11 protein-coding genes and 1 pseudogene are annotated in these 11896 nt (G+C 70.8%); 7 read left to right on the forward strand and 5 right to left on the reverse strand.

All coding sequences use genetic code 11. The features are described 5' to 3' along the window. The coding region (locus AC2VON_RS18525; protein WP_486954268.1) for an asparagine synthase-related protein at nt 1-425 on the forward strand (425 nt) is incomplete at its 5' end. Between the two features lie 66 nt (nt 426-491). Here AC2VON_RS18525 and AC2VON_RS18530 read toward each other — a convergent pair. After that, complete coding sequence (locus AC2VON_RS18530; protein ID WP_486954269.1) at nt 492-1463, reverse strand: carbohydrate kinase family protein; 972 nt, start codon at nt 1461-1463, stop codon at nt 492-494. Between the two features lie 140 nt (nt 1464-1603). On the opposite strand from AC2VON_RS18530, the gene AC2VON_RS18535 reads away from it, so the two are divergent. Further along, nucleotides 1604-2257 carry an Rv0361 family membrane protein gene (locus tag AC2VON_RS18535; RefSeq protein WP_486954270.1) on the forward strand — a complete coding sequence of 218 codons (654 nt, stop codon included), beginning with the start codon at nt 1604-1606 and terminating at the stop codon, nt 2255-2257. A 20-nt stretch (nt 2258-2277) separates the two neighbouring features. On the opposite strand, the gene AC2VON_RS18540 is transcribed toward AC2VON_RS18535, so the two are convergent. Together AC2VON_RS18540 and AC2VON_RS18545 are read right to left on the reverse strand one after the other, a co-directional pair. After that, entirely contained in the window at nt 2278-2634 is a 357-nt protein-coding gene (locus AC2VON_RS18540) for a HesB/IscA family protein (protein ID WP_486954271.1), read from the reverse strand. 140 nt (nt 2635-2774) lie between these two features. Continuing rightward, nucleotides 2775-3896, reverse strand: a complete 1122-nt coding sequence (locus AC2VON_RS18545; RefSeq protein WP_486954272.1) for a glycerate kinase family protein — start codon at nt 3894-3896, stop codon at nt 2775-2777. Nucleotides 3897-3962: 66 nt separating this feature from the next. Between AC2VON_RS18545 and AC2VON_RS18550 the strand changes: the two genes are divergently transcribed. Genes AC2VON_RS18550 through AC2VON_RS18560 form a run of 3 tightly spaced genes read left to right on the forward strand, consistent with a single transcriptional unit; the run spans nt 3963 to nt 6461 of the window. Beyond that, complete coding sequence (locus tag AC2VON_RS18550) at nt 3963-4649, forward strand: DUF3043 domain-containing protein (RefSeq protein WP_486954273.1); 687 nt, start codon at nt 3963-3965, stop codon at nt 4647-4649. Between the two features lie 19 nt (nt 4650-4668). After that, a complete protein-coding gene (gene cobT, locus AC2VON_RS18555; protein ID WP_486954278.1) occupies nt 4669-5718 on the forward strand; it encodes a nicotinate-nucleotide--dimethylbenzimidazole phosphoribosyltransferase in 1050 nt (349 codons plus the stop codon). Beyond that, a complete protein-coding gene (locus tag AC2VON_RS18560) occupies nt 5715-6461 on the forward strand; it encodes an adenosylcobinamide-GDP ribazoletransferase (RefSeq protein ID WP_486954274.1) in 747 nt (248 codons plus the stop codon). The genes cobT and AC2VON_RS18560 overlap by 4 nt, the downstream gene beginning before the upstream one ends. Before the next feature lie 17 nt (nt 6462-6478). Here the strand turns inward: AC2VON_RS18560 and AC2VON_RS18565 are convergent, their stop codons facing one another. Then, nucleotides 6479-7585, reverse strand: a complete 1107-nt coding sequence (locus AC2VON_RS18565) for a branched-chain amino acid aminotransferase (RefSeq protein ID WP_486954275.1) — start codon at nt 7583-7585, stop codon at nt 6479-6481. Between the two features lie 59 nt (nt 7586-7644). Between AC2VON_RS18565 and AC2VON_RS18570 the strand changes: the two genes are divergently transcribed. Beyond that, entirely contained in the window at nt 7645-8739 is a 1095-nt protein-coding gene (locus AC2VON_RS18570) for an adenylate/guanylate cyclase domain-containing protein (RefSeq protein WP_486954276.1), read from the forward strand. Here the strand turns inward: AC2VON_RS18570 and gcvT are convergent, their stop codons facing one another. Continuing rightward, nucleotides 8740-9852 (reverse strand): glycine cleavage system aminomethyltransferase GcvT, encoded by a 1113-nt coding sequence (gene gcvT / locus AC2VON_RS18575; RefSeq protein ID WP_486954277.1) that lies wholly within the window; start codon nt 9850-9852, stop codon nt 8740-8742. A gap of 458 nt (nt 9853-10310) precedes the next feature. Here gcvT and AC2VON_RS18580 point away from each other — a divergent pair. After that, nucleotides 10311-11896 (forward strand): annotated as a pseudogene (locus AC2VON_RS18580) (PE family protein); the annotation flags it as partial.

The following is an 11896-nucleotide window of genomic DNA, read 5'->3' on the forward strand; positions in this document are numbered from 1 at the left end:
TGGAGCTGCGGGTGCCGTTCTTGGACCCGGAGGTGTTCGCGGTGGCGTCGAAGTTGCCGTTGTCTGCCAAGATCACTCGCACCACCACCAAGTACGCGCTGCGGCGTGCGCTGGCGCCAATCGTGCCCGCGCATGTGCTCGCGGCGCCCAAGCTCGGTTTCCCGGTGCCCATCCGGCACTGGCTGCGGGCCGGGGTGCTGCTGGAGTGGGCCTGCGCAACGGTGGATGCCGCCGCAAACAGCTCAGCAGCCCACCTGATCGACGTCACCGCCGTGCGGGCGATGATCGACGACCATCGCCGAGGTGTGGGCGATCACAGTCGCCGCCTCTGGACGGTGTTGATCTTCATGCTGTGGCATGCGATATTCGTCGAGCGCTCGGTGGTACCGCAGATCACCGAACCGGCCTACCCGGTGCAGCTATAGCGCCGAGCATGCGCAACCTCGCACCCTCCGGGCCGCTGGAGTGCGATTTGGTGCATGCTCACCGGATTAAAGGGCGGCGGCGATCTCGGCAGCGGCGTCCTCGCCGTAGGCGCCGGCCAACCTGCGCACCGCGACTTCGCGGTCCCAGTCCCACTCCTGGGTTCCGGTCGACTCCAGCACCAGCACCGCGACCAGCGAGCCCAGCTGCGCAGAGCGTTCCAGGGCGAGGCCCGCGCTGCGACCGGTGAGAAACCCCGCCCGAAACGCGTCGCCGACACCGGTGGGGTCGACCTGACCGATCTCCGGAACCACGCCGACATGGATGCACGAGCCGTCCGGATCGACCACGTCGACCCCCTTGGCGCCCAGCGTGGTCACCCGCAGCCCGACCTGTTTCATCACGTCGGCCTCCGACCAGCCCGTCTTGGACAGCAACAGTTCCCATTCGTAGTCGTTGGTGAACAGGTAGGCAGCACCGCCGACGAGCCTGCGGATCTCCTCACCGGTCAGCCGGGCCAGCTGCTGGGACGGGTCGGCGGCGAACACCAGCCCGAGCTTGCGACACTCCTCGGTGTGGCCGGACATCGCCTCGGGGTCGTTGGCCCCGATGACCACCAACTCCGGTATGCCGATGGTGTCGACCACCTTGGCCAGGGAGATGTCCCGGGCCTCCGACATGGCGCCCGGATAGAACGACGCGATCTGGGCCATGTCCTCGTCGGTGGTGCAGACGAACCGCGCGGTGTGCGAGGTCGTCGAGACCAGCACGCCGGCGCAGTTGACGCCGTGCGATTCCAGCCAGCGCCGGTAGTCGGCGAAGTCGTCGCCGGCCGCGCCGACAAGGGCGACGTCGCCGCCGAGCACCCCGATCGCATAGGCCATGTTCCCGGCCACCCCGCCACGGTGAATCACCAGGTCGTCGACCAGAAAGCTCAACGACACCTTGTGCAGGTGATCGGCCAGCAGTTGCTCGGAGAATCGGCCGGGAAAGCGCATCAGATGGTCGGTGGCAATAGAACCGGTCACCGCGATCGTCACTAATTCCACCTTTCGTTTTCTCAGCTGAACTCACCAAGGCTACCCAGCACAGTGGTGTCGCGACCGACGGGCCTTGAGCCGGTGGTGCGTTAGCCTGCCTACAGGGCCCAGACACCGGGTCCAGACCAGAGGAGACACCGATGGCCGGTCCGTATCCACCGAACTACGGTATCGGCTCGGGTATCGGATCAGTCGGGCCAATCCCTCCGCAACACACCGGTGCCTACCCCAGCGGCGCGACCACCGGCCCGATGGTCGCATACCCGGGGCCGCTGGCCCCACCGATGCCCTACCCGCCACGATCACGGCGACGGCGGGTCTTCGGCGTGGTGGTGGCCATCGTGGTGGTTGCCGCGCTGGCGGCCCTGATCGGCTACGCGGTGCGCAGCGACACCTCCACGGCGACTGGCGACGGGCGCATCATCACCGAAGCCCCGGCCAAGACCGCGATCCAGGACTACCTGAACGCGCTGGAGAGTCGCGATACCGACACCATCACCCGAAATACGCTGTGCGGCATCTACGATCGGGTTACCGACCACCGATCCGATGACGCAGTTGCCAAGATGAGCAGCGACGCGTTCCGCGGACAGTTCTCCCGGGCCGAGGTGACCTCCATCGACAAGATCGTGCACCTGTCCAATTTCCAGGCCCAGGTGCTGTTCACCATGCGGGTCGCTCCGCCCCGTGGCGGCAACGCACGCGAAGACGTCCAAGGCCTGGCGCAGCTACTCTCGGTCGACCACCGGGTATTGGTGTGTTCCTACGTGTTACGCGCCGCCGGGTTCTATTGATGCCTGCTGAACCACCCAGATCAGTTGAACGAGTCGCCGCACGAACATGATCCCCCGGCGTTGGGGTTTTCGATGGTGAAGCCCTGCTTGTCGATCTGGTCCGCGTAGCCGATCTGCGAGCCCTCGAGGTACGGGGCGCTCATCCGGTCCACCGCCAGCTTTACCCCATCGAATTCCGCGACGACGTCGCCGTCGAGGGTGCGGTCGTCGAAGAACAGGTTGTAGCGCAGGCCGGCGCAGCCACCCGGCTGGACCGCGAGGCGAAGGGCCAGGTCGTCGCGACCTTCCTGCGCGAGCAGCGACTTCACCTTCGCCACGGCCGCGTCGGTCAAGATCACGCCCTTCGTTGCGGTGGCCGACTCGTCCGAAACAGTCATTGCGTCTTTACCTTCCCGGCTAGTCATTGAGGTGGGCTGGTCAACGTGCTCCGCTTGCAGCACCACGATACCCTGGGACAACCATACCCTGCGTCAACGGCATCCTGCGACGCCGCTGTTCACGCCGATTTCGCTGGCAATTACGGCCTTGTCGGCCACGTCCCGAACTCGGCCGCCGTCGCCGAAGCCAGCTCCATCAGCTGGTTGGCCGCGTCGACCAGCGCCAGCCGCACCGAACCGGCATGCTCGGCGATAGCCCGAACCGCCAAGATGCCGGCTGCTCGCACCGCCGTCTCGTCCAGGCTGACCTGGCCGGCCAGCACCAGCACCGGAACGTGCAGGGGCCGCGCCGCGCCGGTTATCGCGCCGACCACCTTGCCGTGCAGCGACTGCTCGTCGAATCGTCCCTCGCCGGTGACCAGCAGATCGGCCGCGGCGATATCCGTACCCAGGTGGGTGTGCCGGGCGACGATCTCCGCGCCGGATTCCATCGTCGCGCCCAGCGCGAGCAGCGCCGCGCCGACGCCGCCGGCTGCCCCGGCTCCCGAAGCGGCACTGACCACCCGCCCGGCCGCCGCGTCCAGTTCGGCTGCCCACTCGTCGAGGCGCGCTTCGAGCGCGGTCACGGTGACAGCGTCGGCGCCCTTCTGCGGCCCGAATATCCGGGCCGCTCCCCACGGCCCGAGCAGCGGGTATTCCACATCGGACGCGGCGATCAACTCGACCCCCGCCAATCGCCGGCGCGCAGCGTCCAGGCCACCGAGCTCCTCGACCAGGCCGCGGCCACCGTCGGTGCTGGCGCTGCCGCCCAACCCGACCACGATCCGCTCCGCCCGCGCCTGCAGGGCGGCCATGACGAGCTGGCCGACTCCCCTGCTGTGGGCCGCCAGCGCGGTGCGCGGCGAGGGCGGGCCGCCCAGCAGCGCCATGCCGCAGGCCTGCGCGCACTCCAAATATGCTGTCTTCGAGTCGGCGTCAAACACCCAGTCCGCGTCGACGTCGTCGTCCAGCGGGCCGACCACCCGCAGCTGGTGCAACGTCCCGGAGCGACCGGCGAGCACCGCGACGAAGCCGGGGCCACCGTCGGACTGCGGCGCGACGCTGAGCCGGTCGGCCGGTCTGCTGCGATGCCATCCCGCGGCGATGGCAGCGGCGGCCTGCTCAGCGGTGAGGCTCTCGCCGTAGCAGTCCGGTGCGATCAGCACCCGTAAACCAGGCGTCTCGACGCTGGCGGCGGCATCCGCTGCCGGCGATCCGCTCATAACAGGAACGGTAGCGCCCGCATCCTTGGCGACCGGAGCGGTATTTCTGCACAGTAGGCTGCCAGTGTGAAGCTGCCGGGCCGCAAAAAACATGCCGACGCCGACTCTGATGAATCCGGCGAAGCCGAAACAACCGGTGACGGCGTCATGTCGACGGCTGCCACACCCTCGCACTCACACACCACAGCGCCGAAGGGCCGGCCCACACCCAAGCGCAGCGCGGTCACCCGCCGCCGGGGTCCGGTGGTACCTGCGCCAATGACGTCCGGCGAGGCCCGCGCGCGGCGCAAGGCACTGGCCGGCCCCAAGCTCAGCCGCGACGAACGCCGGGCCCAGAGCGCCGAGCGGCGGGCGCGAATGGCCGAGCGGCGGGAACGCATGCTGGCCGGCGACGAAGCATACCTGCTGCCTCGCGATCGGGGGCCCGTTCGGCGCTACGTTCGCGACGTGGTGGACGCCCGCCGCAACGTGCTCGGCCTTTTCATGCCGTCGGCGCTCGGGCTGCTGTTCATCATGATGGGGATGCCGCAGATTCAGCTCTATGTCTCGCCCGCGATGATGATCCTGATGGTTGTCATGGCGATCGACGGGGTGCTGGTAGCCCGCAAGGTTACCCGACTGGTCGACACCAAGTTCCCCGATAACATCGAAAGTCGCTGGAAATTAGGGCTTTACGCTGCTGGCCGCGCTTCGCAGCTGCGCCGGATGCGGGCGCCCCGGCCGCAGGTCCGCCGCGGCGCGCAGATCAGCTGAAACCGGACGGGCTAGGGAGCTGATGGAGTTCGCGCCGGTGCCGCCGCTCGATGCGGATGCGGCCGCGGCCGCTCGGACCCGCCAGGGCAGGCTGGCCAAACCGCCGGGCTCACTGGGGCGCCTGGAGGACCTGTCGGTTTGGGTGGCGGCCTGCCAGGGCCGCTGCCCGCCACGGCAATTCGAGCGCGCCCGAGTGGTGGTGTTCGCCGGCGACCATGGAGTCGCCCGCACTGGTGTGTCCGCCTATCCGGCGGAGGTTACCGCCCAGATGGTCGCCAACATCGCCGCTGGCGGTGCGGCAGTCAACGTGCTGGCCGGTATCGCCGGCGCGGGGGTTCGGGTGGCCGACCTTGCGGTCGACGCCGAGCCTGCCTCGGAAGCCATTGGCGCACACAAGGTATGCCGCGGCAGCGGTGACATCAGCGTCGAGGATGCGTTGACGGGCGACGAGGCGGTTGCCGCTGTCGAACAGGGCGCGCAGATCGCCGACGAGGAAGCCGACGCCGGCGCGGACCTGCTCGCCGGCGGTGATATGGGCATTGGGAATTCGACCGCGGCAACGGCGTTGATCGTGGCGCTGACCGGCGCCGAGCCCGCCGGGCTGGTCGGTTATGGGACCGGTGTCGACGACGCCGGGTGGGCGCGCAAAACCGCGGCGGTGCGCGACGCGCTGTTCCGTGCCCGGTCAGTGCGCTCGGATCCGGTTGGGTTGCTGCGGACCTGCGGCGGCGCCGACCTTGCCGCGCTGGCGGGCTTCTGCGCGCAGGCCGCGGTGCGCCGCACCCCGCTGCTGCTCGACGGGCTGGCCGTGACGGCCGCGGCCCTGGTCGCCGAGCGGCTGGCACCTGGGGCGCGGTCGTGGTGGCAGGCCAGTCACCGCTCCGCGGAACCGGCGCACGGGGCTGCACTCGCCGCGCTGGATCTCGAGCCGATCCTGGATCTGCGGATGCGGCTCGGCGAGGGCACCGGCGCCGCCGTGGTGCTGCCGGTGCTGCGCGGCGCCGTAGCAGTCTTGGCGTCGATGGCCACCTTCACCGAGGCCGGCGTCACTGACCGGCAGCCGTCGTGATCCGCTCACTGGTAGCGGCTTTCACCTTCGAAACCGTGGTGCCGCTGCCCGGCGGTGGCGACCGCGCGCTGGGCGGCGGCGCGTTGACCGCACTGCCGGTGGTGGGCGCCGCACTGGGTGCGCTGGCCGCCGCGGTGGCGTGGGCCGGCGGATTGGCGTTCGGCCCCGGCAGCCCGCTGGCCGGGCTGCTCGCGGTCGCCGCGCTGCTGGCCGCAACCCGTGGACTGCATATCGACGGCGTCGCCGACACCGCCGACGGGCTCGGCTGTCACCGGCCGGCGTCGGAGGCGCTGGCGGTGATGCGCGAAGGGTCGACCGGCCCGTTCGGGGTGGCCGCCGTGGTGCTGGTGATCGGGCTGCAGGGCCTGGCGTTCTCGGTGCTGGGCCCGGCGGCGATCGTGGTCGCCGTCGCCGCCGGGCGGGTCGCGGCGGTGCTGGCCTGCCGCCGCTCGGTGCCCGCGGCGCAGCGCAGCGGGCTGGGCGCCACGGTGGCGGGCAGTCAACCGGTGCCGGTGGTGGCGGCCTGGATCGCGGTGCTGGTCGGAGTCTCCCTGTGGGCCGGTCCCGCGCCCTGGAAGGGGCCGGTGGCGGTGCTGGTTGCGCTGGCCTGCGGCGCGGCGCTGGTCGCACACTGTGTGCGCCGGTTCGGCGGGATCACCGGCGACGTGCTGGGCGCGGCCGTCGAATGGACCACGGCGGTGGCCGCAGTACTGCTGGCACTACTGGTGGGGTTCCACGTCTAAAGCCGGCCTAGCCCGGCCTAGCCCAGCCGGGCCATCCAGCCGTGAGTGTCGGCGAAGGTGCCGCGCTGGATCCCGGTCAGCGTGTCACGCAGCGCCATCGTCACCTCACCGGGATTCCCGTCGGCGATGCTGAATTCCCCGTCACCGGATATGACCTGCGACACCGGGGTGATGACGGCAGCGGTGCCGCAGGCGAACACCTCGGTGATCTCACCGGCGGCGGCTTTCTTCTGCCACTCATCGACATCAATCTTGCGTTCCTCGACCGCGAACCCTGCGTCGGCGGCCAACTGCAGCAACGAATCCCGGGTGATGCCGGCCAGCAGTGACCCGGACAGCTCCGGGGTGACCAGCCGGGCCGACCCGCCGCTGCCGAACACGAAGAACAGGTTCATCCCGCCCATCTCCTCGACGTAGCGGCGTTCCGCGGCATCCAGCCACACCACCTGGTCGCAGCCGTGGGCCGCGGCCTGTGCCTGCGCCACCAGCGACGCCGCGTAGTTGCCGCCGAACTTGACCGCGCCGGTGCCGCCCGGGCAAGCCCGGACGTACTCCGTCGACAGCCAGACGCTGAGCGGCTTGGCCCCGCCCTTGAAATAGGCGCCGGCCGGCGAAGCCAACACCAGATACCGGTACGTCGCCGACGGGCGCACTCCCAGCCCCGGCTCGGTGCCGATGACGAACGGCCGCAGGTACAGCGACTCCTCACCTCCGGCCGCCGGCACCCACGCGGCGTCGACGGCGACCAATTGCCGCAGCGACTCGATGAACAGCTCCGCGGGCAACTCCGGGATGGCCAGTCGGCGGGCCGACGAGCGCAGCCGCGCGGCGTTGGCCTCGGGCCGAAACGACACGATGGAGCCATCCGCCCACCGGTAAGCCTTCAGCCCCTCGAACACCTCCTGCGCGTAGTGCAGCACCACCGCCGACGGGTCCAGCTCGATCGGCCCGTACGGGATCACCCGCGCATCGTGCCAACCCACACCGTCGGTGTAGTCGATCGACACCAGGTGGTCGGTGTGGTATTTCCCGAAACCCGGGTCAGCCAGGATTGATTCGCGTACCCCGGCGGCGGTCGGGTTCGCGGTGACCGCCACGGTGAACTCGGGGAGGCCGGTTTCCATGCAGCGATTGTAGACCGGCGCCTCGACCGTATCGTGCGAGTGACTGGCACACTTGGCTGGTGGTCGATACCCCGGACTTCGAGGCGCTTCAGGCCGCCGGAATCGCCAATGCGCGCGAACGAGGTGGCCTGATCGAGTATCTGGACGGCCTCGGCTTTTCCAGCGACGAGATGGTCGACGCCGAACGTCGCGGCCGGCTGTTCGGACTTGCCGGCGACGTCCCGGGGTGGTCGGGCCCGCCCGTCTACAGCCTGGCCGGCGCCGCCGCCGCGCTCGATGCTTCGGTTGAGGAGGTCCAGCGCGCCTGGGCCATGCTGGGCTTGGGCGTCCCGAATCTCGACAGCCCGGCGTTGAGCCAGGCCGATGTGGACGCCCTGGCGACCTGGATCGCGATGCGAGCGCACTTCGGTGTCCCCGTCGACGGTTTCCTGCGGGTGCTCGGCGCGACGCTGGCCCGGCTGGCCGAGGCCGAGTCGTCGATGATCCGGATCAGTCAGCCCGACGTGTGGCTCGGCCGCACCGGCGACGAACTCGCCACCGCCCGGGCTTGGCGCGCGACCACGGAGTTCATCCCCCGCATCGGAGCGATGATCGACGCCGTCCACCGCCACCACCTGGTCAGCGCCAGAACGTTCCTTGAGGGGCTCGGCGGGGGCCCGTCGGCGAGCGTGGTGTGCGGCGTCGGGTTCACGGATTTGTCCGGTTTCACCGCGCTGACCCAGGTGCTCACCGCGGCGGAGTTGGCGGAGCTGCTCAACGACTTCATTGCCACCGTCACCGACGTGGTGCACGCCGACGGCGGGCGGGTGGTCAAGTTCATCGGCGACGCCGTGATGTGGGTGAGTTCGACGGCTGAACTACTGGCCGAGGCCGCCGCCGACCTCGTCGGCCACCCGAAAGCACGCGCGGCCGGCCTGCAGGTTCACGCCGGCCTTGCCTACGGCGAGGTGCTGATGATCAACGGGGATTACTTCGGCAACCCGGTGAATCTGGCGGCTCGACTGGTCGCCGCAGCTGAGCCCGGACAGATCCTTGCCGCAGCCGATGTCATCGACAACCTGCCCGACTGGCCCGGTACCGCCCAGGCCCCATTGATGCTCAAGGGTTTCGACGCGCCGGTCACGCCGTACGAGCTGAGTCTTTTCGACAGGTGACTATCGGGTTTTCGCCGTCACGAACGGCGGTTTGACCACCTCGCATTGCACCGCACGGCCCCGCACGTCGACGGTGAGGTGCGCCCCGTCGGCAACGTCGGTGTCGGTGTCGATCAGCGCCAGCGCGATGCCGGCTTTCAGCGTCGGCGAGAATGTTCCCGACGTGGTGCCCCCGACCTTCCGGTCGCCGTCGAGGACCGTCAGCCCCGGCCGCAGCACGCCCGGTCCGAGCGCACGCAGCCCGCGCAGCAGCCGCCGCGGCCCGGCTGCCTTCTCCGCCAGCAGCGCGTCGCGGCCGAAGAAGGCCTCCTTCTTCCAGCCGATCGCCCAGCCGCAGCGGGCCTGCAGTGGCGAGATGTCGGTCGACAGTTCGTGTCCGTGCAACGGATAACCCATCTCGGTGCGCAGCGTGTCCCGCGCCCCGAGGCCGGCCGGCTGCCCCCCGGCATCGGCGACCGCGGTCACCAGCGCTTCGAACACCACCGCCGCCGACTCCCACGGCGGCAGCAACTCGTAGCCGTGCTCGCCGGTGTAGCCGGACCGGCACACCCGCACCGGCACCCGGTGAAACGTCGCGTCGGTGTAGGCCATGTAGTCCATGCCGGTCGGCAGTCCCAGCGCCGTAAGCACGTCGGCCGACCGCGGTCCCTGCACTGCCAACACCGCCCGCGAGCGGTGCTCGTCGGTGATGGTCAGCCCGGCCGGCGCCGCTGCCCGCAGGGCGGCCACCACCGCGGCGGTGTTGGCCGCGTTGGGCACCAGGAATATCTCGTCGTCGGCGACGTAGTAGGCGATCAGGTCGTCGACGACACCACCGGATTCGGTGCAGCACAGTGTGTATTGCGCCTGGCCCGGGGCGATCCGGACCAGATCGTTGGTCAGGCATGAGTTGACGAATGCCGCGGCGCCCGGCCCGCGGACGGTGGCCTTGCCGAGGTGGCTGACATCGAACAGGCCGGCCGTGTCTCGGGTGGCGTTGTGCTCGGCGACGGTGCCCGCATAGGAGACCGGCATCAGCCAGCCGCCGAACTCGGCGAACGCGGCACCCAACCTGCGGTGCCGCTCTTCCAGCGGTCCGTGCTGCAGGTCGGGTGCGGTGCTGGCAGAGCTCACGGCAACTTACCCTAATCGCGGCTACGGCCGGCACACCCGGCCGGGTAACCGATTCCGGCTCTTCGACATGGCGACCGATCGAAGGGGCAGGCGCGGCGCATCCCGACACCATCCGGCTGGCGTGTTCTACCACGAGCAGCACCAAGCAGGGACTACATTGAAGTGCCGTTAATTCAATGCGTTTGTCAACGGTTTTTTGGCCACACTTGCGTTATTGCGTTCTGAGCGCGGGGAGGGGCACACAGATGGCTCGACGCACAGCGGCCCGCCGTCACGTGGCGGGTTTGAGCACTGCCGCCGGGACGTTCGTCGCCTTCGGGCTGGCGTCGTCGGCCCTCGCGCCGATTGCGCGCGGCGACATCATCGACCTTTTCGTCAGCTCCATCGACTTCGGCGACATGGCCAGCACCGGCGATGAGCTGTTAGACCAACTCGTCTACCTGCCGCTGTACACCGGCATGGAGGACTGGATTCACAGCCCGTTCGGCGAGCAGGTGGACGGCCTCGTCAACAGCCTGACGGGGCAGTTCCTGATCGGCAACGGCGCCCCGGGAACGGCCGCTCATCCGGATGGCGGTGCCGGTGGTCTGCTCTTCGGCGACGGCGGAAACGGCTACGGCTACAGCGGCGACGGCGGGAATGCCGGGTGGTTGATCGGCAACGGCGGCAACGCCGGCAGCCCTAGCGACGCCGGGTCCGGCATCAGCACCTTCGCAACGACAGCCGATCCAGCCCCTGTTAACGGCGCACCCGGCGAAGGCGGCAACGCCGCGTCGCTGTTCGGCAACGGCGGCAACGGCACCGACGGCCAGGCCGGTCAGTTCGGCGGCGACGGCGGCGCCGGTGGCGCCGGCGGCAACGGCGGGTTCTTCTTCGGCAACGGCGGCGACGGCGGTAACGGCGGCGACGGCGGTGCCGGCACAGCGACACATCCCGACGGCGGTGCCGGCGGCAACGGCGGCGCCGGCGGCAAGGGCGGGCTGTTCTTCGGCCGCGGCGGCGACGGCGGCGACGGCGGTCATGGTGCCGCCGGCATTGCCGGCGGCACCGGCGGCGCGGGCCAGGACGGCGGTGCCGGCGGCACCGGCGGCGCCGGCGGCAACGGCGGTGCCGGCGGCAACGGCGGATTCTTCTTCGGCGCCGCAGGCGCCGGCGGCACCGGCGGCGTCGGCGGCGTCGGCGGCAACGGCGGTGCCGGCGGCAACGGCAGCGACGCCATCGTCGCCGGCGCGACAGGCGGTAACGGGGGCAACGGCGGCCAGGGCGGTCACGGCGGTGCCGGCGGCGCCGGCGGGGATGCCGGTCGAAGCGGCTTTTTGGTTCCCAAGAGCGCCAACGGCGACGGCGGCAACGGCGGCGCCGGCGGCAACAGTGCCGAGGGCGGCGACGGCGGCAACGGTGCCGGCGGCAGCGCCTCGCACCCCGACGGCGGCGACGGCGGCAACGGCGGCGATCTCGGGGAGTCCGGTGCCGGCGGTGCCGGGGGTGCCGCCGGCACCGGCGGCACCGGCGGCACCGCCGGTTTCGACGGCGCCGGGGGCCGGTCGATCCTCATCGGCGGGAACGGCGGCAACGGCGGCGACGGCTTCAGCACCACCGCCGCGGGCACCGCAGGCGGTAACGGGGGCGCCGGCGGTGAGGGCGGTGACTACGGCAACGGCGGCGACGGCGGCGCCGGCGGCGGCAGCACTGGCGATGACGGTGGCCGCGGCGGCGACGGCGGCACCGGCGGTTCGATCCACGGCGACGGTGGCAACGGCGGCAACGGCGGCAACGGCGCAACCGGCGGGGGCAATGGCGGCTCGGGCGGGCAGGCCGGGACGAGCGGCGACGGCGGGACCGGCGGCAACGGCGGCGACGCCACAGTGACGGGCAGCGGAGGGGCCGGCGGCAGCGGCGGCTCGGCCGTATCGACCGGTAACGGCGGGGGCGGCGGCAACGGCGGCGGCGGCACCGACGGTGACGGCGGCGCCGGCGGCGCCGGCGGGGGCGGCGGCACCAGTACCGGCTACGGCGGCGCCGGCGGGGGCGGCGGCAACGCCAG

The sequence above is a fragment of the Mycobacterium sp. TH-M82 genome (genome assembly GCF_057473605.1).

Excerpts from the sequence above, each read along its gene's own strand:
- AC2VON_RS18535 (WP_486954270.1), top strand. The coding sequence starts at position 1,604 with ATGGCCGGTCCGTATCCACCGAACTACGGTATCGGCTCGGGTATCGGA.
- AC2VON_RS18540 (WP_486954271.1), bottom strand. The coding sequence starts at position 2,634 with ATGACTGTTTCGGACGAGTCGGCCACCGCAACGAAGGGCGTGATCTTG.
- AC2VON_RS18545 (WP_486954272.1), bottom strand. The coding sequence starts at position 3,896 with ATGAGCGGATCGCCGGCAGCGGATGCCGCCGCCAGCGTCGAGACGCCT.
- AC2VON_RS18565 (WP_486954275.1), bottom strand. The coding sequence starts at position 7,585 with ATGGAAACCGGCCTCCCCGAGTTCACCGTGGCGGTCACCGCGAACCCG.